The organism is Pseudomonas sp. S2_F03, assembly GCF_054668335.1.
This window is the reverse complement of record NZ_CP162759.1, coordinates 2,853,268-2,877,853: the sequence shown is the minus strand read 5'-3', so window position 1 is coordinate 2,877,853 and position 24,586 is coordinate 2,853,268. Positions and strand designations below refer to the sequence as shown.

The window sequence follows — 24,586 nt, the reverse complement described above, 5'->3', positions numbered from 1 at the left end:
TCGATCGGGAACAATGACTGCAATGGACCGCAAAACCGCCGCAGCGTTTAACGCGCGCGGGGCGGAACCGAGCGAGTGCGGCCGCTGCCGTCGATGGCGACGAACACGAACACCGCTTCAGTCACTTTACGCCACTCACTGGACAGCGGGTCGTCGCTCCAGACTTCGACCATCATCTTGATCGAGCTGCGGCCGATTTCCAGGGCCTGGGTATAAAAGGAGAGCTGAGCGCCCACCGCCACTGGAACCAGGAACGCCATACGATCAATCGCAACGGTGGCAACGCGTCCACCAGCAACCTTGCTGGCCATGGCGGTGCCGGCCAAATCCATCTGCGCCACCAGCCAGCCGCCGAAAATATCGCCGAAGCCGTTGGTTTCGCGAGGAAGCGCGGTGATTTGCAGGGCCAGGTCGCCTTGCGGGATTGGATCTTCTTGTTCGAGCTCTATCATGCCGGGGGTGCCTCTGACCCGTGACTCTTCATTGGTACTTCAGGTGAATAGCCGCTTTCAAGAAAAACGATTCAGCCCCGAACATACTACGTTCGTCACGTTTTTCGTAAGGCGCCTAAAGGGAAACTCTGCGAAATCGACTGGTAGAGCCAGCAGCGTCTTCGCACAGCAACCCTTTCAAATTGTTGCCAGATCGCGAGTATATCGGTCGGTAGACTCCGAGACGACCGTCCGGTTCTCATTTTGGCGGTCAAAACCGCACCTCTATGTGCTTTTTCGAACAATTTGCTATCGTGCCGGACCTGTCCAAGCCTCGGCCAGCGTTGTTGAGGTCGCAGATCCGACTATAAGAGAAGCCTTGCCATGACCACAGCGCCTTCGAGCATCGCGCAGCCAGCTCAACCCGCACGACCGTTGACCCGCAATGATTACAAGACTTTATCGCTGTCTGCCCTGGGCGGTGCGCTGGAGTTCTACGACTTCATCATCTTTGTGTTCTTCGCCACGGTGGTCGGCAAACTGTTCTTCCCCGCTGACATGCCCGAGTGGCTGCGTTTGATGCAGACCTTCGGCATTTTCGCCGCCGGCTACCTGGCGCGGCCGTTGGGCGGCATTGTCATGGCGCATTTCGGTGACCTGCTGGGGCGCAAGAAAATGTTCACCCTGAGCATTTTCATGATGGCGGTACCGACCCTGATCATGGGGCTGCTGCCGACCTATGCGCAGATTGGTCTGTGGGCACCGATCCTGTTGCTGCTGATGCGGGTCATTCAGGGCGCGGCGATTGGTGGTGAAGTGCCAGGCGCCTGGGTATTTGTTTCCGAACACGTACCGCAGCGCCATATCGGTTACGCCTGCGGCACCCTGACCAGCGGCCTGACGGCGGGCATTTTGCTGGGCTCCCTGGTCGCCACGGCCATTAACAGCATTTATACCCCGGGCGAAGTGGCCGATTACGCCTGGCGGATCCCGTTCCTGCTGGGCGGTGTGTTTGGCCTGTTCTCGGTGTACCTGCGCCGCTGGCTGCACGAGACCCCGGTATTCGCCGAGCTGCAGTTGCGCAAGGCGCTGGCTGAAGAAGTGCCGCTGCGGGCGGTGTTGCGCGACCATCGTGGGGCGATCCTGATCTCCATGCTGCTGACCTGGCTGCTGTCCGCCGGCATCATCGTGGTCATCCTCATGACCCCGACCGTGCTGCAGACCGTCTACCACTTCGCGCCGACCACTGCGTTGCAAGCCAATAGCGTGGCGATCGTGTTCCTGAGCCTTGGGTGTGTGGCGTCTGGCGCCTTGGCTGACCGCTTCGGCGCAGGCCGGGTGTTTGTGTTTGGCAGCGCCTTGCTGTTGATGAGTTCGTGGACCTTCTATCACAGCCTGTTCAATCATCCGGACTGGTTGTTCCCGATGTATGCCCTGACCGGTCTGCTGGTCGGCACCATCGGCGCGGTGCCGTATGTGATGGTCAAAGCCTTCCCGGCGGTGGTGCGCTTCAGCGGGCTGTCGTTCTCGTACAACCTGGCCTACGCGATTTTCGGTGGCTTGACGCCGATGGTGGTGACGTTGCTGCTGAAGGAGAGCCCGATGGGGCCGGCCTATTATGTGGCGATCATTTGCGGGGTCGGGATTCTGGTGGGTGGGTATCTTTGGAAGAAGGGGCGTTAAGCCGACTTTTTTATCGACTGGACTGGCCTCATCGCGAGCAAGCTCGCACACACAGTGGATCTTCGGTGACCACAGAACCAATGTGGGAGCGAGCCTGCTCGCGATTGGGGACAACTCGAATCATCCAGTTAAAACTCAGATGCTGGCCTTTCATCCAATTGTCATATTTCAGCCATAGAGTGTTCACACGGCCTGCTGATACTTGGCCCCGACTAACAACTCTATCTGCTAGGAGTAAGGCATGAAACTGAAGCGTTTGATGGCGGCAATGACTTTTGTCGCTGCTGGCGTTGCGACTGCCAACGCGTTCGCCGCTGTTGACCCGTCGATCCCGAGCTACACCAAGACCACTGGTGTGTCGGGCAACCTGTCCAGCGTCGGCTCCGATACCCTGGCCAACCTCATGACCCTGTGGGCTGAGAACTACAAGAAAGAATACCCGAACGTAAACATCCAGATTCAGGCCGCTGGCTCCGCCACCGCGCCACCTGCGCTGACCGAAGGCACCTCTAACCTGGGCCCGATGAGCCGCAAGATGAAGGACACCGAACTGGCTGCCTTCGAGCAGAAGTACGGCTACAAGCCAACCGCTATCCCGGTTGCCGTGGACGCCCTGGCGGTGTTCGTGCACAAGGACAACCCGATCCAGCACCTGACCATGGAACAAGTCGACGCGATCTTCTCGTCCACTCGTCTGTGCGGCGCTAAAACCGACGTGAAAACCTGGGGCGACCTGGGTGTGACCGGCGACCTGGCCAACAAGCCGGTTCAACTGTTCGGTCGTAACTCGGTATCCGGCACCTACGGCTACTTCAAAGAAGAAGCCCTGTGCAAAGGCGACTACAAGCCAAACGTGAACGAACAACCAGGTTCGGCTTCGGTCGTACAGTCGATCAGCTCCTCGCTGAACGGCATCGGTTACTCGGGCATCGGCTACAAAACTGCTTCCGTGAAGACTGTGGCCCTGGCCAAGAAAGGCAGCACTGACTTCATCGAAGACACCGAAGAAAACGCACTGAACGGCAAATACCCGCTGTCGCGTTTCCTCTACGTTTACGTCAACAAAGCTCCGAACAAGCCTCTGGCCCCGCTGGAAGCCGAGTTCGTGAAACTGGTTCTGTCCAAACAGGGCCAGGAAGTTGTCGTGAAAGACGGTTACATCCCACTGCCAGCCAAAGTCGCAGCCAAAGCTCTGGCTGACCTGGGTCTGTCGGAAGGCGGCGCTGAAGTCGCAAAAAAGTAACACCCTGATCCGGGGCTAGCCCCGGATCTGTAGGAGCAAGGCTTGCCCGCGATGGCGTCGACACATTCAGCAATGATGTGACTGGAAAGACCGCTATCGCGAGCAAGCTCTGCTCCTACAACGGCTCAGGGTTACCACGCAGGTGACCCGGCCCCCCCCAAATTCCCGGTCTGCTGCCAGTTCCCACAGGCAGCGGATTTGTCGCGTCACTGCGCTGTCATCTTTCTGTCATACAGGATCGCTAGGGTGTGCGAATGAATGATCTGGCCAATTCCACCATGACTAATAATCCCCCCCAAGCGAATTGATTTCAATACGCCTGAGTTGCAACGCAAGCGTCGCATTCGCGCGCTCAAAGATCGCCTGACACGTTGGTACGTCCTGATTGGCGGCCTCGCTGTCCTCGGCGCGATCACGCTGATTTTCTTCTTCCTTGGCTACGTCGTCTTGCCCCTGTTCCAGGGTGCCAACCTGACGACCAAGGACGCCATCACGCCTGCCTGGATGCAAGATGCCGGCAAGCCGTTGATGATCTCCCTCGAAGAACAGAACCAGGTCGCCATGCGGGTTTCCGACAAGGGCCAGGCGCTGTTCTTTGATATCGACAATGGCGCTGAACTCAAGCGCGTCGATCTGCCGATCCCGGCCGGTGTCAGCGTAACGTCCATCGGTGAAGACCAGCCAGGTCACCCGTTGGTCGCCGTGGGCCTGTCCGACGGTAAGGCACTGGTGTTCCGTCACACCTATAAAGTCAGCTACCCGGATGGCAAGAAAACCATCACGCCAGCGGTTGAATACCCGTACGGCGAGACGCCGATTGCACTGAACGAAGCCGGTGGCGCGCTGGAACACATCAGCCTCAACGCCAACGATTCGACGCTGATGCTGGTGGGCGCAACCGGTTCACAACTCAATGTTTTGTCGCTGACCAGCGAAGAAAACATGATGACCGGTGAAATCACCAACGAGCAGAAGCGCATCGACCTGCCACAGATGAACGAGCCGGTGAAGAACATCTTCGTCGACCCGCGCCAGCAGTGGCTGTATGTGATCAACGGGCGTGCCCAGGCCGACGTGTTCAGCCTGCGCGACAAGAGCCTCAACGGTCGCTACAAGTTGCTTGAAGACGGTGAAGCGCAAATCACTGCCAGTACTCAACTCGTGGGCGGTATTTCGCTGATCCTCGGCGACTCCAAAGGTGGTCTGGCCCAGTGGTTCATGGCGCGCGACCCCGATGGCGAGCTGCGTCTGAAGCAGATCCGTACTTTCCAGATGGGCACCACGCCTATCGTTGAAATCAGCGCTGAAGAGCGTCGCAAAGGCTTCGTTGCCCTCGACGCCTCCGGCAAGCTCGGCGTGTTCCACAGCACCGCCCACCGCACCTTGCTGGTGGACCAGGTCGTGGAAGGCCAAGGCCTTTTCGGTCTGTCGCCACGCGCCAACCGCATCATCGTCGAAGAGGGCGGCAAGATTCAGCCGCTGTTGCTCGACAACCCGCACCCGGAAGTATCGTGGAGCGCGCTGTGGAGCAAGGTCTGGTACGAGAACTACGACGAACCTAAATACGTCTGGCAATCGACCGCCGCCAACACTGACTTCGAACCGAAGATGAGCTTGTCTCCGTTGACCTTCGGTACTTTGAAGGCCGCGTTTTACGCGATGCTGTTGGCCGCACCACTGGCCGTCGCCGCTGCGATCTACACCGCGTACTTCATGGCACCAAGCCTGCGTCGCAAGGTCAAGCCGGTGATCGAGCTGATGGAAGCGATGCCGACGGTGATCCTCGGTTTCTTCGCCGGCCTGTTCCTCGCACCGTATGTAGAAGGGCATTTACCGGGTATCTTCAGCCTGCTGATGCTCCTGCCGATCGGCATTCTGGTGGCGGGCTTCGTCTTCAGTCGCCTGCCTGAGTCGATCCGCCTCAAAGTGCCGGACGGCTGGGAAAGCGCGATTCTGATCCCGGTGATCCTGTTTGTGGGCTGGCTCTCGCTGTACATGAGCCCGTACATGGAAACCTGGTTCTTCGGCGGCGACATGCGCATGTGGATCTCCCACGACCTGGGCATCACCTACGACCAGCGCAACGCACTGGTGGTCGGCCTGGCCATGGGCTTCGCGGTCATCCCGAACATCTACTCCATCGCCGAAGACGCCGTGTTCAGCGTGCCTCGCGGGTTGACCCTCGGCTCCCTGGCCCTCGGTGCTACGCCGTGGCAGACCATGACGCGCGTGGTGATCCTCACCGCCAGCCCGGGTATTTTCTCGGCGCTGATGATCGGCATGGGGCGTGCGGTCGGTGAAACCATGATCGTGTTGATGGCCACCGGTAACACCCCGGTCATGGAAATGAACCTGTTCGAAGGCCTGCGCACACTGGCCGCCAACGTCGCGGTGGAAATGCCGGAGTCGGAAGTCGGCGGCAGCCACTACCGCGTGCTGTTCCTCTCGGCGCTGGTGCTGCTGTTGTTCACCTTCGTCATGAACACCCTCGCAGAACTGATTCGTCAGCGTCTGCGCAAGAAATACTCGTCGCTTTAAGCAAAGGTAGAAGTCTGTGAAACAGAACTCCCTGAATGGATGGTTCAAGAGCGGCGCCCCCGGCGTCTGGATCAGCGGTGGCGCGGTGTCCATCGCTGTCATCATGACCATTGGCCTGCTGGCCGTGATTGCCGTGCGCGGTCTGGGGCACTTCTGGCCGGCGGACCTGATCCACGCCAGCTACGACGTACCGGGCCAGGCCAATCACCTGGTCATTGGTGAAGTGGTACAGAAGGAAGAAGTCCCACGCGAGCGCCTGAAAAGTGCTGGCCTGCCGGTGCCCGATCAGGGCCCGGAGTTCATGACGCGGGAGCTGATCAAGGTCGGCAACCGTGACTTGAACGGCAACGACTTCACCTGGGTCGTCGGCGAGTGGCTGACCAATCAGAAGACGCCGCCTGAGCTGATGACCATCGAGCGTCGCGAGTGGGGCAACTTCTACGGTTACCTGGTCAACGTCAAACAGGACGGCAAAGTCATCGCTGAAGGCGAAGCGGGCTGGCCTGAGCTGCAAGCGCGTGTTGATCGCGTGAATAAACTCGCGGCACAGCTCAAGACCCTGGAAAAGGTCGACATCGGCGCGATCAACTCGGGTCTGGAACGCATTCGTTTGCACGGTCGCAAACTGGAACTGGCCGGCAAGCTCGACGCCGCTGCGCAAGCGGACATGGATGCCGAACGCGCTGAGCTCAATGCACGTTATCAAGACATTGAAGCCCGTCTGAATGACTTGCACGCCCAGTTCAATCGCGACAGCCTCACCGCCCGCGACGCGAACGGCAAGGAAATCGAAATCAGCATCGGCAAAGTGGTTCACGCCTACCAGCCGAACGCCATGGGCACTACCACCAAAATTGGCTTCTACTTCAGCAAGGTCTGGGAATTCCTGTCCGACGACCCACGTGAAGCGAACACCGAAGGCGGGATTTTCCCGGCGATTTTCGGCACCGTGATGATGACATTGATCATGGCGATGATCGTGACGCCGTTCGGCGTACTGGCGGCGGTTTACCTGCGTGAATACGCCAAGCAGAACACGTTGACCCGGATTATCCGGATCGCCGTGAACAACCTGGCCGGTGTACCGGCGATCGTCTACGGCGTGTTCGGCCTGGGCTTCTTCGTCTATGTGCTGGGTGGCTCGGTTGACCGGCTGTTCTTCCCTGAAGCCTTGCCGGCACCCACCTTCGGTACGCCGGGCCTGCTGTGGGCCTCGCTGACCCTGGCGTTGCTTGCGGTGCCAGTGGTGATCGTGGCCACCGAAGAAGGCCTGGCGCGAATCCCTCGCACTGTGCGTGAGGGCTCGTTGGCCCTTGGCGCAACCAAGGCAGAAACCTTGTGGAAGATCGTGCTGCCGATGGCCAGCCCGGCGATGATGACCGGCATGATCCTCGCCGTGGCACGCGCCGCCGGTGAAGTGGCGCCGCTGATGCTGGTGGGTGTGGTGAAACTGGCACCGTCGCTGCCACTGGATGGCAACTATCCGTACCTGCACCTGGACCAGAAGATCATGCACCTGGGCTTCCATATTTATGACGTCGGCTTCCAGAGCCCGAACGTCGAAGCCGCGCGGCCGCTGGTGTACGCCACGGCGCTGCTGCTGGTGCTGGTGATCGCGACATTGAACCTGTCGGCGGTGTACATCCGTAACCACCTGCGCGAGAAATTTAAAGCGCTGGACAGCTGATCGCCGTCACAAAAATTGAAAGTGCTGCTGGCCTCGGTGCCAGCAGCTCACTGAACCGAATTTGTTAGCACAGGGAGCCTCCCATGCAGCACGAAGCACACACCCACGGCATAAACATGTCGGCACTGGGTCGCGACAAACAGAGCCTGAACCTCGAGCAGGAAACCGTGGCCATTGAAGTGCCGGGCCTGAGCCTGTTCTACGGCGAAAAACAAGCGCTGTACGACGTCAGCATGAACATCCCGAAACAGCGCGTGACCGCCTTCATCGGCCCGTCCGGCTGCGGCAAGTCCACGCTGCTGCGTACTTTCAACCGCATGAACGATCTGGTTGACGGCTGCCGTGTCGAAGGCGCGATCAACCTCTACGGCAGCAACATCTACCGTAAAGGCGAAGACGTGGCCGAGCTGCGTCGCCGTGTCGGCATGGTGTTCCAGAAGCCGAACCCGTTCCCGAAAACCATCTACGAAAACGTGGTTTACGGCTTGCGCATCCAGGGCATCAACAAGAAGCGTGTACTCGACGAAGCCGTCGAGTGGGCATTGAAAGGCGCTGCCCTGTGGGACGAAGTCAAAGACCGTCTGCACGAGTCGGCACTCGGCCTGTCCGGTGGTCAACAGCAACGTCTGGTCATCGCTCGCACCATCGCCGTGGAACCGGAAGTGCTGCTGCTCGATGAACCGTGCTCGGCACCTCGACCCGATCTCCACGCTGAAAGTCGAAGAGCTGATCTACGAACTGAAATCGAAATTCACCATCGTGATCGTGACCCACAACATGCAGCAAGCCGCGCGGGTTTCCGACTACACGGCGTTCATGTACATGGGCAAACTGGTGGAATTCGGCGACACCGATACCCTGTTCACCAATCCGGCGAAGAAGCAGACCGAAGACTACATCACCGGTCGTTACGGCTGGGAAGCCTGTGGTTGCTCACTGAACTGACGCTGCGGCCCACCGCACCTTACCGGACGCTCCAAGGACGCCAACATGATTAGCAAAGAAGGCCTTACCCACCACATTTCCGCGCAGTTCAACGCCGAGCTTGAGGAAGTGCGCAGCCACCTCCTGGCCATGGGCGGGTTGGTGGAAAAGCAGGTCAACGACGCGGTCACCGCGCTGATCGAAGCCGACTCCGGTCTGGCCCAGCAGGTTCGCGAGATCGACGACCAGATCAACCAGATGGAACGCAACATCGACGAAGAATGCCTGCGCATTCTGGCCCGTCGTCAGCCGGCAGCGTCTGACTTGCGCCTGATCATCAGCATCTCCAAATCGGTAATCGACCTGGAGCGCATCGGCGACGAAGCGACCAAAATCGCCCGTCGTGCCATCCAATTGTGCGAAGAAGGCGAAGCGCCGCGCGGTTACGTCGAGGTTCGTCACATCGGCGACCAAGTGCGCAACATGGTTCGCGACGCACTGGACGCGTTTGCCCGCTTCGACGCCGACCTGGCGTTGTCGGTGGCGCAGTACGACAAGATCATCGACCGAGAATACAAGACCGCCCTGCGTGAGCTGGCGACCTACATGATGGAAGACCCACGCTCTATCTCGCGGGTCTTGAGCATCATTTGGGTGTTGCGTTCGCTGGAGCGGATCGGCGACCACGCGCGCAACATTTCGGAATTGGTGATCTACCTGGTACGCGGCACCGACGTGCGTCACTTGGGTCTCAAGCGCATGAAGGAAGAAGTTGAAGGAACAAGCGGTGAAACCGCTAATGTTCCGGGCAAAAGCTGACGATAAGTAAGACTGCCCAAGAAAAACGCCCGGTCCTTTGGCCGGGCGTTTTTGTAGGTGGTTTTCGACGTTAGAAGCAGCACCCGCGAACGAAAAGTCCCGGCGTGACTGAAGGTTTTTGGCAATGTGCCATCAGCAAGACGGTATGCTTGCCGGGATTTTTTTCGAGGGGTGATGGATGAGCAAGATCAGCATATTGGTGGTGGACGATGCAGCGTTCATTCGTGACCTGGTAAAAAAGTGCCTGCGTAACTACTTCCCGGGTATTCGCACCGAAGATGCCATCAACGGCAAGAAGGCTCAGGCCATGTTGGCCAGGGAAGCGTTCGACCTGGTCCTGTGCGACTGGGAGATGCCGGAAATGTCTGGCCTGGAACTGCTGACCTGGTGCCGCGAGCAAGACAACCTCAAGACCATGCCCTTCGTGATGGTCACCAGCCGTGGCGACAAAGAAAACGTGGTCCAGGCGATTCAGGCCGGCGTTTCCGGCTATGTCAGCAAGCCGTTCACCAACGAGCAACTGTTGACCAAGGTCAAGCAGGCCCTGAACAAGGTCGGCAAACTTGATGCCTTGATGAGCGGCGCGCCGACCAAGATGAACTCGGCCTTCGGCAACGACTCCCTGAGCGCGTTGACCGGTGGCAAAGCCGCCGTGGTCGCACCGACTCCGGCTGCCGCACCGTCCAAAGGTCTGCTCAACAGCCCACCGGTCAAGGCACCGGCTGCTTCCGCAGCGCCTGCCGGCGGTCGCGGTCAAGGTCAGCTGCGTTTGCCCAGCGGCATTCAGCAATGCGTGATCAAAGCCTTGAGCATCAAGGAAGCGCTGCTGGTGATCAAACGCACCGACACGCTGCCACAGATCCTCGACAGCGCGGTACTCGACCTGGAGCAGGGTGAGAACGCTGAAATCGCCCGCCTCAACGGATACCTGCACGCGGTCGTCGCCCACGAGCCAAAACCCGACAGCGACTGGTTGCAACTGACCTTCCGCTTCGTCGACCAGGATGCTCAGAAGCTCGATTACATCTCCCGCCTGATTGCTCGTGGTACCGCGCAGAAGCATTTCATACCGGGCGCGTGATCTTCGCCGCCTGACAGTCCGCCATCGCGAGCAGGCTCGCTCCTACATGATCGTTCCCACGCTCTGCGTGGGAAGGCCTCCCCGGACGCTCCGCATCTGCTTCGCTGCATCCCCGCACGAAGCGTGGGAGCGATCATTTGAAACATCTGTCGACTAGCCGGGTCCATTGCACCTGCTAGAGCTCCATTTGATGCCTTACTCGACAGAATCCTGCCCATGTTCACGCGACTGCTGTTTTTTTGTGGGCTGTTTATGGCCGCCACCTCGGCGATGGCCGTGACGGTCTACAAGTCCACCGATGCCAATGGCGTGGTCTCCTACAGTGACCGCCCTACTAAAGGCTCGAAGGTGTTCGTTTTTCAGGATCGGATGGAAGAGCACCTTGAACGTCAGGTGTACCTCGTGTTCATGAAGAAGGACGGTGTGCACAGTGTGTACGTGCGCAATAATCTGTATGCGCCGGTTGAGGTCGGGTTGGGTTTCACCGGGTTGAAGAACGTCAGCGGCGCCCCGAGTCGACCTATTCGCAAGGTGTTGCCGGCGCGCAGCAGCATTCGTGTCGCAGTGCTCACGGCGGCGCAGGCCGGAAGACCTCTCGTGTACACCCCGAAGTTCGAATATTCCCTGGGCGACCCTTCAGGGGCCGCCATGGTGGGCTATCGCTACCCGCTGCCTTGGCGGGGCGGTCCGTTTCGCGTGAGTCAGGGCGCCAATGGCCAATACAGTCACTTCGGGCCGAAGAATCGCTACGCCATGGACATCGTCATGCCGGAGGGCACGCCGATCATCGCGGCGCGTGGCGGCGTGGTGGTGAAAACCGAGAGCGGGCAGAGCGGGCGCGGCACGGATCCATCGGGCAATTTCGTGCGAGTACTGCACAACGACGGGACCATGGGCGTGTATTTGCACCTCAAGCGAGGCTCGGTCTGTGTTCGCGAGGGGCAACAAGTGACGGTGGGCAGTGCGCTGGGGTTGTCGGGCAATACCGGCAACAGCAGCGGGCCGCACCTGCACTTGTGGTGCAACGCAATACCGGGCTGGGGCTGGTATCAATTCCGTACCAGTTCAAGCAACCGGTCGGGGTGTTGCCCAACTTTGCGTTGGGCAAGAAGTGAAGGCGACACCGATCCCTGTAGGAGCCGAGCTTGCTCGCGATAGCGGGTGTCAGATTCGGTGATGTTGGTTATTACGCCGTCATCGCGAGGCCAGCTCGGCTCCCACAGGTTTTGGGCTTAATCGAGCATCAACACCTTGGCCAGAATGATCTTCGGCCCTTTCATCTTCTTGATGATGATCCGCAGGCCTTCGACTTCCAGTACTTCTTCCTCTTCCGGCACCCGCTTCAGGCTTTCGTAGACCAGCCCGGCGAGGGTTTCAGCTTCGACGTGATCCAGATCGATGCCCAACAGGCGTTCGACCTTGAACAGCGGCGTATCGCCACGCACCAGCAGTTTGCCCGGCTGGTAGGCGAGGATCCCGCGCTCGGCCTTGCGGTGTTCGTCCTGAATGTCGCCGACCAGTACTTCCAGCACGTCTTCCATGGTCAGGTAGCCGATGATGTTGCCGTCGGCTTCCTCAACCACCGCGAAGTGCGAGCCGCCCTTGCGGAACTGCTCCAGCAATTGCGACAGCGGCATGTGCCGCGAAACGCGCTCCAGTGGACGGGTCAGTTCGGCCAGGTTGAACGACTCGGGGATATGGTCCAGCGCCGCCAGTTCCAGCAGCAGGTCCTTGATGTGCAGCAGACCGACGAACTCCTGACGATCGCTGTCGTACACCGGGTAACGGCTGAACTTGTGGCGACGGAACATCGCCAGGATTTCCTTGAGTGGCGCATTGAACTCCAGCGTCACCAGGTCTTCGCGGGAGTTGGCCCAGTCGACCACTTCCAGCTCGCCCATTTCCACCGCCGAAGCCAAAACGCGCATGCCTTGGTCGCTCGGGTCCTGGCCACGACTGGAGTGCAGGATCAGCTTCAACTCTTCGCGGCTGTAATGGTGCTCGTGATGCGGGCCGGGTTCACCCTGGCCGGCGATACGCAGAATCGTGTTGGCGCTGGCGTTCAACAGGTAGATGGCCGGGTACATGGCCCAGTAGAACAGGTACAGCGGCACCGCGGTCCAGAGCGACAGCAGCTCGGGTTTGCGAATGGCCCAGGATTTGGGGGCCAGTTCACCGACCACGATGTGCAGGTACGAAATGATGAAGAACGCGGTGAAGAACGACACGCCCTTGACCACTTCGGCGGACTCAACACCAACGGCGCTCAGCAGCGGTTCCAGAATGTGCGCGAACGCCGGTTCACCGACCCAGCCAAGGCCGAGGGAGGCGAGGGTGATACCCAATTGGCACGCCGACAGGTAGGCATCGAGCTGACTGTGAACGGTGCGCAGGATATGCCCGCGCCAGCCGTTTTTATCGGCGATGGCCTCGACCCGGGTCGAGCGCAATTTGACCATGGCAAATTCGGCCGCAACGAAAAATCCGTTGAGCAAAACCAGGATCAGAGCAAAAAGAATCATGCCGAAATCGGCGAAGAGTGTTGCGAGGGTCAAGCCAGGGGAAGGGTCCATGATGGAGTTTTGCGGGTTCCGTGTATTCAAGAGGAATGGAAAAAGTGCACCTGAAAGGCAGGCACAAGTCAGCCAATGTAGCGGCTGACTCGGTAATTGCCTAGTGGCCAGTGCTGGCCGGTATCAGTCGGCGGTCTTGAGGACCTGCAATTTGGCCACCTGCGCCGGCGCAAAGTGGCAGGTAAAGGTACTGCCATGCCCCGGCACACTGCTGATTTCCATCCGCGCACGGTGGCGCAGCAACACGTGTTTGACGATGGCCAGGCCCAGGCCGGTGCCGCCGGTGTTGGAATTGCGGCTAGAGTCGACGCGGTAGAAACGTTCGGTCAGGCGCGGCAGGTGTTTGCTGTCGATGCCGATCCCGGAGTCCTGCACGCTCAGGTGCGCGCCTTGCTCGTCAGCCCACCAGCGAATGCGGATAGAGCCTTCGGCCGGGGTGTATTTCACCGCGTTGAACACCAGGTTGGAAAACGCACTGCGCAGTTCTGCTTCACTGCCCTTGAGCAAAATCCTCGGGTCGGCTTCAAGCGTGATGTGCTGGTTTTTCTGGGCGGACAACTGCTGGGCGTCGCTCTTGATTGACTGCAACAAGCCGTCAATTACCACGGGTTGGTTGTCCGACGGGTAATCGGTGGCTTCCAGTTTGGCCAGCAGCAGCAAGTCATTGAGCAATGTCTGCATGCGCCCGCCTTGTTGCTGCATCTGCTGCAAGGCGCGGGTCCAGCGCGGATTCACTTCCTCGGCGTTGTCGAGCAGGGTTTCCAGATAGCCGCAGATCACCGTCAGCGGCGTGCGCAACTCATGGGAGACGTTGGCGATGAAGTCTTTACGCATTTGTTCCAGCTGATGAATGCGTGTGACGTCGCGCACCAGCATCAAGTGTTCGTTGTTGCCGTAGCGTGTGATGTATAGCTGAATGCGCACGCGATCATTGGTCGGCGACGGGATTTCCAGCGGTTCGGCGTAGCTGCTCTGCTCGAAATACTCCTTGAAGCGCGGGTGGCGCACCAGGTTGGTCACCGGCTGGCCGCTGTCTTGCGGGGTCTTGAGGCCGAGCAGGGTTTCGGCGGCGCGGTTCCACCATTCCAGGTTGCCATCGCTGTCGAGCATGATCACCGCGTCTTTGAGCGCGGCGGTGGACTCCTGGACCCGGTCGATCACCGCTTGCAGACGCCCGCGTACCCGTTGGTCGCGGCGTTGCAGGTGATAAATGCTGTCGAATACCTCGCCCCACAGGCCATAGCCGTCGGGCGGTGCTTCATCGGGTGTGTGCAGGCGCAGCCATTCGTGCAGGCGCAGCAGTTGCTTGAGGGTCCAGGCCAGATAAATGCCCAGCCCTGCGGCGAGGCTCCAGCCGTAGTAGCCGGTAATCAGGCCGATCACCAGGCAACCGGTGACCAGTAACAGCATGTGGCGAATCAGGGTGCCATGCCAGTTTTGGTTCACGGAAACATGCGTCCTTGTCGGCTTGTCGGGCGGGTAAGGGCGGTATCAGGCCTTGGTGGAAAACCGGTAGCCTGTACCGCGCACGGTTTGTACCAGATTTTCATAAGCATCGCCGAGGGCTTTGCGCAGACGACGGATGTGCACGTCGACGGTGCGTTCTTCGACGTAGACATTGCCGCCCCAGACCTGATCCAGCAATTGCCCACGAGTGTAGGCACGTTCCTGGTGGGTCATGAAAAACTGCAGCAGGCGGTATTCGGTCGGGCCCATCTCGGCAGGTTTGCCGTCGATGGTCACGCGGTGGCTGATCGGGTCCAGCAGCAAGCCGCCGACTTCAATCGGCGCCTCGCCATCGGTGGGGCCGGCACGGCGCAGCACGGCTTTGAGGCGGGCTACCAGTTCGCGTGGGGAAAACGGCTTGGTGATGTAGTCGTCAGCGCCGACTTCCAGGCCCTGGATCTTGTTGTCCTCTTCGCCCTTGGCGGTGAGCATGATGATCGGGATGTCCCCGGTCAGCTCATCACGCTTGAGACGGCGGGCCAACTCGATACCGGAGGTGCCGGGCAGCATCCAGTCGAGCAGGATCAAGTCCGGCTTGCGGTCGACGATGATGGCATGGGCCTGCTGAGAGTTCTCGGCCTCCAGGCAGTCATAGCCGGCCATTTCCAACGCAACGGCGATCATTTCGCGAATGGGCGCTTCGTCGTCGACGATCAGAATGCTCCTGCCAACCATGCCTTAATCCTCTTGTCATTTAACTGTACTTGCGCCGCATTAGATAACGGAATTATTGCAGTCGTGTGACAGTATTTTAGTCGCCCGGCGATTGTCATGATCCTGAACTAAGCTCTAAGTCCGAATCCTGACAACCACAAAAGGAAGGTTTCCATGAAGCAATACTCGTATTCCTTTAAGGCCCTGATGCTTAGCGCGGTCCTGGCTTTGCCAACGATGGCCTTCGCAGCTGATCCTGTGATGATGAAAGATGGCATGATGGTCGACCATAAAGGCATGACCCTGTACACGTTCGACAAGGACACTGCCGGCAAGTCCTCGTGCACCGGTGAGTGTTTGGAGTACTGGCCACCGTTCATTGCAGAGGCGGGCGCCAAGCCTGAAGGCAAATGGTCAATCATCAAGCGTGACGATGGCAGAATGCAATGGGCCTACGGCGGCAAGCCCCTTTACTACTTCCAGAAGGACAAGGCACCTGGAGAAATGAAGGGTGACAAGATGAAAGACGTCTGGCACGTCGTTCGCGAGCATATGTAACGGAAGTTGCGAACCTTAACGGATCGTAGCCCGGTAGCAGCTGGCGTAGCTCTGCGTCCGGCTGCGCAGCAGTCGTAAAGTCTGCTCACGCGGTGCATCAGATGAACCGCGGGCTCAGGATTTACGACTGCTGCGCAGCCGGACGCAGCCTTCGGCAGCCGCTACATAAAGCGTGTCCATCAGCGAAACGCGTAATCCAGCACAATCCCGACAAAAATCGCCAATCCGGCCCAATGGTTGTGCAAGAACGCCTTGAAACAACGCATCCGGTCACGGTCGCGGGTGCACCAGAACTCCCACGCAAAACAGCCCGCCGCCGCCAGCAAGCCTAGATGGAACCAGCCCCCGAGCTCGAACTTCGACCCGGCCAGCAACAAGCAACCCAGCGCCAACCCTTGCAAGGTCAGGATGATCACCCGGTCTGCATCGCCAAACAGAATCGCTGTGGATTTCACCCCGATCTTCAGGTCGTCATCGCGGTCAGTCATCGCGTAATACGTGTCATAACCCACGGTCCACAGCAGGTTGGCGATCCACAACAGCCACGCCACGGCCGGCAGTTCCCCGGTTTCTGCGGTGAACGCCATCGGCATCCCCCAGGAAAACGCGGCGCCCAGCACCACTTGCGGGTAATAGGTGTAGCGCTTCATGAACGGATAGGTGAACGCCAGCGCCAGCCCGCCCAGCGACAACCAGATCGTCGGCGCGTTGGTGCACAGCACCAACAGGAAACTCACGCCCATCAACAGCGCAAAGAACACCAACGCTTCTTTCGAACTGATCTTGCCGCTGGCCAGTGGTCGTTGCGCGGTGCGTTTCACGTGGCCGTCGACCTTGCGGTCCGCCCAGTCGTTGATCACACAACCACCGGCGCGGGTCAGCACCACGCCGAGGACGAAAATCACCACGTTGGCCAAGGAGGGCGAACCTTTACCGGCAATCCACAACGCCCACAAGGTCGGCCACAGCAGCAGGTAAATGCCGATGGGCTTGTCCATGCGCGTGAGTTGAATGAAATCCCAGGCCCGAGGATTCAAGCGGTTCAGGGACTTGAGCAGGCTCTGGTACATCAACAGTTCTCCGGATGGGCGCGGGTGGCGCTCCATAAGGTCGGCAGGAAGATCTCGGCCACCAACACACTCAAGGCGCCGCGGTCGAATCGCGAACGCCGGCCCCACAGCTCAGGTGCCCGGCATTCCTGCGGCAGCCATGCTTGAGGATAGTGACAAACCTCGATGGCGCGGCGCTGGAACGCATGATCGCAAAACAGCAATTCCCCCAGGGAGCGGCTGCCCAATTCGTCCATGTGCAAACCATCGCCCTGCAGCGCGCTGCGTGCCGCCACGCTGCGGGCAAACACCCATGCCTCGCCGTGACCGCGCAGATACACCTCGCGAACCCAGCCCTCGCTGCCTTCGGCCAGGTCCAGCGCAGCACATTCGTCGGTGCGCAGCAGTTGCCAGCCTTCGAACAGCGGCGTGACGCTGAAGCGGTCATTCGACAAACGGATCAAACGTCGGGTCAGGGAGCCTTCGTCGAACAGCCAGTCGAGAATAGAGGCGTCGGGGCGGGGAGTGAGTTGGCCTTGGGTGAGCCACAGCGGGGATTTTGAGTGCGGCACAGTGAGTCATTATTGGCAGCAAATGAGGCGGCGAGCTTACCATGTCAGCCGGCGATTTTGATTGACCGCGGCCACCGTCGCGCCGAACAGGCTTGCATCTGACGGGCCCGATCAGTACAAAACGCCCTGAGCCGGACGGCAGCGCTGCAACCATCGACCGTTCGCGCCGGCAATACGCCTGAATCCTGAGGATGAACCAAATGAAAAATGGCAATGTGTGGTCTGTGGCCTTATCTATCAACGAAGCCGACGGCTGGCCGGACGACGGCATTGCGCCGGGCACACTGTGGCAAGACGTGCCGGAAGACTGGCTGTGCCCGGACTGCGGCGTGGGCAAGATGGATTTCGAAATGATCGAAATCGCTGCTTAAAACAATTAGAGGAGTAAGGAATGAACGCACCTGTCGTGATCGTCGGTACCGGGCTGGCCGGCTACAACCTGGCCCGGGAGTTTCGCAAGCTCGACAGCGAAACCCCGTTGCTCCTGATTACCGCCGATGACGGGCGTTCCTACTCCAAGCCGATGCTTTCCACCGGTTTCGGCAAAAACAAAGACGCCGACGGCCTGAGCATGGCCGAACCCGGCACCATGGCCGAGACGCTGAAGGCCGAAGTGCGCACGCACACGCGCATCAGTGGCATCGACCCGGGCCACAAGCGCTTGTGGATCGGTGAGGAGGCGGTGATCTACCGTGACCTGATTCTGGCCTGGGGCGCCGAAACTGTGCGGGTGCCAATTGACGGCGACGCAGCGGACTGCGTGTTCCCGATCAACGATCTGGAAGATTACGCCCGCTTTCGTGCGGCGGCGGCCGGCAAGCGCCGCGTGTTGCTGCTCGGCGCCGGCCTGATCGGTTGCGAGTTCGCCAATGACCTGAGCCTTGGCGGCTACCAGGTGCAACTGGTCGCACCGTGCGAGCAAGTGATGCCGACCCTGCTGCACCCGGCCGCCGCGTCTGCCGTCCAGGCCGGTCTGGAAAGCCTTGGCGCTCGCTTCCACCTCGGGCCGGTGCTCAATCGCTTGCAGCGAGTGGCTGACGGTCTGGAAGCGCATCTGTCCGATGGTCAGGTGATTCCTTGTGACGTCGTGGTCTCGGCCATCGGTCTGCGCCCGCGTATCGATCTGGCGGCTGCGGCCGGCGTGCAAGTCAATCGAGGCGTGGTGGTCGACCGTCACCTGAAAACCTCCCATGACAATATCTACGCACTGGGCGACTGCGCCGAAGTTGACGGGCTGAACTTGCTGTACGTCATGCCGTTGATGAGCTGCGCCCGAGCGCTGGCCCAGACTCTGGCCGGAACCCCTACGGCGGTGAGTTACGGCCCGATGCCAATCACCGTGAAAACCCCGGTGTGCCCATTGGTGGTCTCGCCGCCACCACGCGGTACCGAGGGCGTCTGGACGGTCGAAGGGCAGGGCGCCGACATCAAGGTCTTATGCCGCGATGCGGGCGGAAAACTGCTCGGTTATGCCCTGACAGGCGCCGCGGTGATGGAAAAACTGGCCCTCAACAAAGAGCTTCCGGCACTGCTGGCGTAAATGCCGGTCGTTCTGTCGGAATCACCCCTGTTTTGCCCCTACAAACCGCGTGCCGAGACTGGCGCGGCTCCTCCGTGCGTGCCATTCTCACTCCCGTCTGCCGCAGAGTAGAGCACCTGCGGCGCTTTGGGCGCTGCTCCGCAGAGAGCAGCACGGACATAACAACAAAAAACCGTCAAAGGGGCTTCACTAATATGCGTAAACCAGAACTCGCCGCAGCAATTGCTGAAAAAGCAGATCTCACCAAAGAGCAGGCCAACCGCGTTCTCAACGCCGTTCTCGAAGAAATCACCGGCGCTCTGCATCGCAAGGACAGCGTCACGCTGGTGGGCTTCGGTACCTTCCTGCAACGCCACCGCGGTGCCCGCACCGGCAAAAACCCGCAAACCGGTGAGCCCGTCAAAATCAAGGCCAGCAACACCGTTGCCTTCAAGCCAGGCAAATCGTTGAAAGACAGCGTTAATCCATAATTGCGGCGAACTCCCTGAATAACGGGGAGAACCGTACTGAAAAATGGGCATGCCGATTAATTCGCATGCCCATTTTTTATGGGCGCAGACAAGAGAGTTGTATGCAGTTTGTGGACTGATAAATACATTCTGGAACTATAGTTTTGACATTCGGATTAATGCCTTGCCCATCCATTGAAAGCGTCGGGGATATATAGGGCGCCATCATGGCGATGGCACTTTCTTAACTGTCCATTGTCCCGCTTCGATTTGTTCAATATCGATCTCTGTGTTTCAGACGAATCCTACATTAATTGTCTTCTATTGTTGGCATGCTGCACGACCGCCAATGCAAGGCGTTGCTTCGGATTCCGAAGATGTTTAACGCGAGGCTCTAGCTCAGTGCTTTCGGGGGCTTCTGATGAAGGCGGTAATATTAAAAGGCCGTCAGGGTAACCCCTGTCTCATATAGGGAAATCTCCTACGCGTAACAAAGAACACTTCATCTTGTTGTTTAATCAGGTGCTTGCTAGTGGCCATCATTGTGATTACGATGCGCCCACTTGAAAGAGCACGAACTCAATTGGATGAGACTTCTCGCAGCTCTTTGATACTGTCCATGCCCCCTGAAATCTTCATTGGGCGTACGACCGTAATCCTAATTAAAGGCCATGGATGTCCTACTCAAGCAAACTTTCCGCGCATTATCTCGAACTCGCAAAAGTCTCTGTTTCCAAAGAGAATTTCGCGGGCGAGGACGTTCGCTTTTCGGGCGAATTTGAAGCACTGGAAAGTGAGCTGGCGAAAAGCCTCGTCCATGCACGAAAGCGGTCAGATCGACTGGCTGAAAATCCGTGAAAACAGCGAAAACCTGCTGCGAACCCAGTCCAAGGACTTGCGGGTTGGCGCCTGGCTGACCTGGGCGTTGTACCAGCGCGAATCCTTCCAGGGCCTGTTGGCCGGCCTCGGCTTGTTGCACTACCTGTGCGAAAGCCACTGGGCCGAAGTCCACCCGAACAAGGCCCGCACCCGCTCCGCTGCCATCAGTTGGCTGGTGCCGCGTCTGGAGCAGGTGCTCACCGAAAACGTCGCGATCAAAGAGCAGTTGCCGATGTTCCGGCGGCTGGTCGAACACCTTGAAGGCCTCGACGCCGCTTGCACCGAGCACCTGGGCGACGATGCGCCGCTGTTGCTGCCGATCTCCCGTCGCCTGAAAAGCATGGTGCAGCGCGCTGCCGACAATCAGCCGGAACCCGGTGTGGTCGGCGCCGCAGTCGCTCAGGTCAAACAAGCCGCCACGCAGTTGTTCACCCCCGGCGCACCGATCGACAACGAAAAAGAAGCCCACAAGGCCTTGCGCGCTCAGCAAGAGAGCGCGCGGCCGTTGTGTGTCTGGTGGCTCAAGCAGAAAGCCACCGACTTGCGCGCCTTGCGCCTCAATCGCACGTTGCTTTGGTTGCCGATCGATGCCGTCCCCGAGCGCAATGCCGAGCAAATCACCGTGCTGCGCGGCTTGCCGGCGGACAAGCTCAAGGTCTATCAGGACCGCTACGATCAGGGCAAATACGCTGACCTGTTGGTGGAACTGGAGGCGAGCCTGGCGAAGGCGCCGTTCTGGTTCGATGGCCAGCGGATGGTCTGGGAATGCCTTCAGGCCCTGAACGCCGAGATGGCCATGCGCGAAGTGGAAATCCACTTCGCGCTTTTGATTCAGCGCCTGCCTGGCATCGTCGAGTTGCGTTACCACGATGGCGCCCCGTTTGCCGATCCGTCCACCCGGGCGTGGATCGCCGCCAATGTCATGCCGCACCTGCAAAGCGCCAGTGCGCCGCGCAAAGTCGAAACCGACGTCGAAACCCAGCCGGCCTGGGAACTGGCCTTGGAAGAAGTCCTGCCGATTCTGCGCAAGGACGGCCTCAAGGCCGCCGTGCAGATCCTCAAGCAGGGCCTGCAAAGCGCCCAGGAGTGGGCGCGTTCGATTTTTTCTGGCAGTTCGCCCTCGCGCGGTTGTGCTTCATGGCCAAGAAATACGAACTGGCCAAGACCCAACTCGAAACACTGGACCAAACATTACAGGACTCAGGCCTGAACGCCTGGGAGCCCGATCTTGCGCTGGAAGTGCTGCATTTACTGCATAGCTGCTGCGAGTTGTTGCCGCAGAACCATGCCGTACGTGAACGCAAGGAAGAGATTTATCGCAGGCTGTGCCACCTCGATCTCGAAGTGGTACTCGAATGAGGCCCCGGGCCACAACCGCAAGGAGAAAAGCCATGGCCAAAGAAGGCTCGGTAGCCCCCAAGGAACGCATCAACGTCACTTTCAAACCTGCCACCGGTGGTGCACAGGAAGAGATCGAACTGCCGTTGAAACTACTGGCAATCGGTGACTACACCCACCGCAAGGACGAACGCAAAGTCGAAGATCGCAAGCCGATCAGCATCGACAAGATGACCTTCGACGAGGTGCTGGCCAAGCAAGAGCTGAGCCTGACACTGAGCGTACCGAACCGTCTTCAGGAAGAAAGCGACACTGAAGAACTGGCCGTGAAACTGCGCGTCAACTCGATGAAGGACTTCAACCCGGCCAGCCTGGTCGAGCAAGTGCCTGAGCTGAAAAAACTGATGGAACTGCGCGACGCGCTGGTGGCCCTCAAAGGCCCGCTGGGTAACGCGCCTGCGTTCCGCAAAGCCATCGAAGGCGTGCTCGCCGACGACGAATCCCGCGGTCGCGTACTGGGTGAGCTGGGCCTGAACGCCGCAGCCCAGGAAGCCTGAGCCCCCATCAGCCAAGGAAGCCAAGACAATGAGCACTAGCGCAGCACAGCAAAAGAGCAACGAGAACGGCGAATACAGCATTCTCGACAGCATCATCGCCGAAACCCGCCTGACCCCGGACGACGAAGCCTACGACATCGCCAAGCGCGGTGTGTCGGCCTTCATCGAAGAGCTGCTCAAGCCGCAGAACAACGGTGAGCCGGTCAAGAAAGCCATGGTTGACCGCATGATCGCCGAGATCGATGCCAAGCTCAGCCGTCAGATGGACGAAATCCTGCACCACCCGGACTTCCAGTCCCTGGAATCGTCGTGGCGTGGCCTGCAGTTGCTGGTCGACCGCACCAACTTCCGCGAAAACATCAAGATCGAAATCCTCAACGTCTCCAAGGACGACCTGCTGGACGACTTCGAAGATTCGCCGGAAGTGATGCAGTCGGGCCTGTACAAGCACATCTACACCGCTGAATACGGCCAGTTCGGTGGTCAGCCTGTGGGCGCGATCATCGCCAACTACTTCATGTCCCCAAGCTCGCCGGACGTGAAACTGATGCAGTACGTGTCCAGCGTTGCCTGCATGTCCCACGCGCCGTTCATTGCCGCGGCCGGCCCGAAATTCTTCGGCCTGGAAAGCTTCACTGGCCTGCCAGACCTGAAGGATCTGAAAGATCACTTCGAAGGCCCGCAATTCGCCAAATGGCAGAGCTTCCGTCAGTCGGAAGACTCCCGTTACGTTGGCCTGACCGTGCCGCGTTTCCTGCTGCGTAACCCGTACGACCCGGAAGACAACCCGGTCAAGTCGTTCGTGTACAAAGAAACCGTCGCCAACAGCCACGAACACTACCTGTGGGGCAACACGGCCTACGCGTTCGGCACCAAGTTGACCGACAGCTTCGCCAAGTTCCGCTGGTGCCCGAACATCATCGGCCCGCAAAGCGGTGGCGCGGTGGAAGACCTGCCGTTGCACCACTTCGAAAGCATGGGCGAAATCGAAACCAAGATTCCTACGGAAGTATTGGTTAGCGACCGTCGTGAATACGAACTGGCCGAGGAAGGCTTCATCTCCCTGACCATGCGCAAAGGCTCCGACAACGCAGCGTTCTTCTCCGCAAGCTCGGTGCAGAAGCCGAAGTTCTTCGGCATCAGCGCAGAAAGGCAAGGCCGCAGAGCTGAACTACAAGCTCGGCACCCAACTGCCGTACATGATGATCGTCAACCGCCTGGCTCACTACTTGAAAGTGCTGCAGCGCGAGCAACTCGGTTCGTGGAAAGAACGTACCGACCTCGAGCTGGAACTCAACAAGTGGATTCGCCAATACGTGGCCGACCAGGAAAACCCGAGCGCCGAAGTACGTGGCCGTCGTCCACTGCGCGCTGCCCAGATCATCGTCAGCGATGTCGAAGGCGAGCCTGGCTGGTACCGCGTCAGCCTGAACGTGCGCCCGCACTTCAAGTACATGGGTGCCGATTTCACCCTGTCGCTGGTTGGCAAGCTGGACAAAGAGTAAAGCGGAGCTAACTCATGACTGGATACGGCAGCCTTTTCGAACGCCTGGGTGGCGACGCGGACAAACGCGTCGGCTGGAGCCGCGAAGGTTTCCGCCATGGCGTCCGTGGCTGCCCATCTGGCCAAGATGCTCAGCACCCGTGCGGGCAGCGTGCAAACGCTGTCCGATTACGAGCTACCCGATCTCAATGACATGCGTCTGAGCCTGCACGACTCCCTGAGTCAGGCCCGTCTGGCCATCGAAAATTTCATCGAAGCCTACGAGCCACGCCTGAGCAATGTGCGTGTCATTTCCCTGCCGCGTGACCACGATCAGCTTCGCCTGTCCTTCAGCATCGAAGGGCTGCTGGAAGTTGATGGTTTCAAGCGTCAGGTCAGTTTCGCCGCGCGCCTGGATGGCAGCGGTCAAGTGAAGGTCAACTAAGGAGATTCGTATGTCCGGCAAACCCGCAGCACGTGTATCCGACCCCACCGCTTGCCCGCTCCCCGGCCACGGCACCAACCCGATTGCCGCCGGCTCCGGCGACGTGTTCTTCGACGGCCTCGCGGCCGCCCGCCAAGGCGATGCCTCGGCGTGTGGTGGTGCGATGTCCGGGCGGGTTGGCGACGACGGTTTTGATTAACGGCAAACCGGCTGCCACGGTGGATTCCGTTGGGACTCATGGCAACAAGGTTACGGCCGGGTCCGGGACAGTGATTATCGGGAATTCGCATTCGGCGGTGCCGTTTGTTCCTCCGTTGCCGGTGGAAATTCAGTGGCCGTTTACCGAACACTTCGTTGTGACTGATCCCGAGACAGGCGCGCCGATAGCGGATCGCGGATACACAATCCGCACGGACTCAGGAAAAGAAATAACAGGTGTCACGGATAGTGAAGGAAAAAACTTCGGTAATTGGCTCCTCAATTGCTGAAGGGGTTACGTTGCTTTTAGAACCTCAAAACTCTATTGCCATTTGCTGAGGTTTATTCCATGCCCGCGCCGATCAAAGCTCCTCTGACT

15 protein-coding genes and 8 pseudogenes are annotated in these 24,586 nt (G+C 59.3%); 17 read left to right on the top strand and 6 right to left on the bottom strand.

The window, feature by feature from the left end; translation table 11 throughout:
• Positions 1-47: 47 nt before the first annotated feature.
• A complete protein-coding gene (locus AB4N76_RS13600; RefSeq protein ID WP_007942704.1) occupies positions 48-452 on the bottom strand; it encodes an acyl-CoA thioesterase in 405 nt (134 codons plus the stop codon).
• Between the two features lie 363 nt (positions 453-815).
• Between AB4N76_RS13600 and AB4N76_RS13595 the strand changes: the two genes are divergently transcribed.
• The 8 genes and pseudogenes from AB4N76_RS13595 to AB4N76_RS13560 all read left to right on the top strand — a co-directional run bounded on the left by AB4N76_RS13595 (position 816) and on the right by AB4N76_RS13560 (position 11,521).
• Positions 816-2,114, top strand: a complete 1,299-nt coding sequence (locus AB4N76_RS13595; RefSeq protein WP_046030760.1) for an MFS transporter — start codon at positions 816-818, stop codon at positions 2,112-2,114.
• A gap of 241 nt (positions 2,115-2,355) precedes the next feature.
• On the top strand, positions 2,356-3,357 hold the full coding sequence (locus AB4N76_RS13590) for a phosphate ABC transporter substrate-binding protein PstS (RefSeq protein ID WP_046030758.1): 1,002 nt from the start codon (positions 2,356-2,358) through the stop codon (positions 3,355-3,357).
• 254 nt (positions 3,358-3,611) lie between these two features.
• Positions 3,612-5,895: pseudogene (locus tag AB4N76_RS13585) on the top strand (ABC transporter permease subunit).
• Between the two features lie 16 nt (positions 5,896-5,911).
• Complete coding sequence (pstA, locus tag AB4N76_RS13580; RefSeq protein ID WP_460164550.1) at positions 5,912-7,582, top strand: phosphate ABC transporter permease PstA; 1,671 nt, start codon at positions 5,912-5,914, stop codon at positions 7,580-7,582.
• 83 nt (positions 7,583-7,665) lie between these two features.
• Positions 7,666-8,527: pseudogene (gene pstB / locus AB4N76_RS13575) on the top strand (phosphate ABC transporter ATP-binding protein PstB).
• Between the two features lie 45 nt (positions 8,528-8,572).
• Positions 8,573-9,325, top strand: coding sequence for a phosphate signaling complex protein PhoU (gene phoU / locus AB4N76_RS13570; protein WP_460164549.1), 753 nt, complete (start codon positions 8,573-8,575; stop codon positions 9,323-9,325).
• Between the two features lie 178 nt (positions 9,326-9,503).
• On the top strand, positions 9,504-10,406 hold the full coding sequence (locus tag AB4N76_RS13565) for a response regulator (RefSeq protein WP_460164548.1): 903 nt from the start codon (positions 9,504-9,506) through the stop codon (positions 10,404-10,406).
• 216 nt (positions 10,407-10,622) lie between these two features.
• Positions 10,623-11,521 (top strand): annotated as a pseudogene (locus tag AB4N76_RS13560) (peptidoglycan DD-metalloendopeptidase family protein).
• A 117-nt stretch (positions 11,522-11,638) separates the two neighbouring features.
• Here AB4N76_RS13560 and AB4N76_RS13555 read toward each other — a convergent pair.
• The 3 genes from AB4N76_RS13555 to phoB all read right to left on the bottom strand — a co-directional run bounded on the left by AB4N76_RS13555 (position 11,639) and on the right by phoB (position 15,160).
• Positions 11,639-12,979: a hemolysin family protein gene (locus AB4N76_RS13555; RefSeq protein WP_046030749.1), complete on the bottom strand. Its 1,341-nt coding sequence runs from the start codon at positions 12,977-12,979 to the stop codon at positions 11,639-11,641.
• A gap of 123 nt (positions 12,980-13,102) precedes the next feature.
• Complete coding sequence (phoR, locus tag AB4N76_RS13550) at positions 13,103-14,389, bottom strand: phosphate regulon sensor histidine kinase PhoR (RefSeq protein WP_256577246.1); 1,287 nt, start codon at positions 14,387-14,389, stop codon at positions 13,103-13,105.
• 81 nt (positions 14,390-14,470) lie between these two features.
• On the bottom strand, positions 14,471-15,160 hold the full coding sequence (gene phoB / locus AB4N76_RS13545; protein WP_007896474.1) for a phosphate regulon transcriptional regulator PhoB: 690 nt from the start codon (positions 15,158-15,160) through the stop codon (positions 14,471-14,473).
• 153 nt (positions 15,161-15,313) lie between these two features.
• Here phoB and AB4N76_RS13540 point away from each other — a divergent pair, with 153 nt between their 5' ends.
• Positions 15,314-15,697, top strand: a complete 384-nt coding sequence (locus AB4N76_RS13540) for a COG4315 family predicted lipoprotein (protein ID WP_046030742.1) — start codon at positions 15,314-15,316, stop codon at positions 15,695-15,697.
• Between the two features lie 179 nt (positions 15,698-15,876).
• On the opposite strand, the gene ubiA is transcribed toward AB4N76_RS13540, so the two are convergent.
• Positions 15,877-16,767: a 4-hydroxybenzoate octaprenyltransferase gene (ubiA, locus tag AB4N76_RS13535; RefSeq protein WP_460164547.1), complete on the bottom strand. Its 891-nt coding sequence runs from the start codon at positions 16,765-16,767 to the stop codon at positions 15,877-15,879.
• Positions 16,767-17,318: a chorismate--pyruvate lyase family protein gene (locus AB4N76_RS13530; protein WP_046030738.1), complete on the bottom strand. Its 552-nt coding sequence runs from the start codon at positions 17,316-17,318 to the stop codon at positions 16,767-16,769. Before AB4N76_RS13530 ends, ubiA begins: the two co-directional genes overlap by 1 nt.
• Positions 17,319-17,496: 178 nt before the next feature.
• On the opposite strand from AB4N76_RS13530, the pseudogene AB4N76_RS13525 reads away from it, so the two are divergent.
• From AB4N76_RS13525 to AB4N76_RS13490, 8 genes and pseudogenes are all read left to right on the top strand, one after another.
• Positions 17,497-17,689: pseudogene (locus AB4N76_RS13525) on the top strand (rubredoxin).
• Between the two features lie 20 nt (positions 17,690-17,709).
• On the top strand, positions 17,710-18,858 hold the full coding sequence (locus tag AB4N76_RS13520; protein WP_046030737.1) for an NAD(P)/FAD-dependent oxidoreductase: 1,149 nt from the start codon (positions 17,710-17,712) through the stop codon (positions 18,856-18,858).
• Positions 18,859-19,052: 194 nt separating this feature from the next.
• Positions 19,053-19,328, top strand: coding sequence for an HU family DNA-binding protein (locus AB4N76_RS13515; protein WP_003213368.1), 276 nt, complete (start codon positions 19,053-19,055; stop codon positions 19,326-19,328).
• A 654-nt stretch (positions 19,329-19,982) separates the two neighbouring features.
• Positions 19,983-21,545: pseudogene (gene tssA / locus AB4N76_RS13510) on the top strand (type VI secretion system protein TssA).
• A gap of 32 nt (positions 21,546-21,577) precedes the next feature.
• Entirely contained in the window at positions 21,578-22,081 is a 504-nt protein-coding gene (gene tssB, locus AB4N76_RS13505) for a type VI secretion system contractile sheath small subunit (protein ID WP_077431016.1), read from the top strand.
• A gap of 28 nt (positions 22,082-22,109) precedes the next feature.
• Positions 22,110-23,586, top strand: a pseudogene (gene tssC, locus AB4N76_RS13500) (type VI secretion system contractile sheath large subunit).
• 14 nt (positions 23,587-23,600) lie between these two features.
• A pseudogene (tssE, locus tag AB4N76_RS13495) lies at positions 23,601-24,009 on the top strand (type VI secretion system baseplate subunit TssE).
• A 10-nt stretch (positions 24,010-24,019) separates the two neighbouring features.
• Positions 24,020-24,546 (top strand): annotated as a pseudogene (locus tag AB4N76_RS13490) (PAAR domain-containing protein).
• The last annotated feature ends 40 nt before the right edge of the window (positions 24,547-24,586 follow it).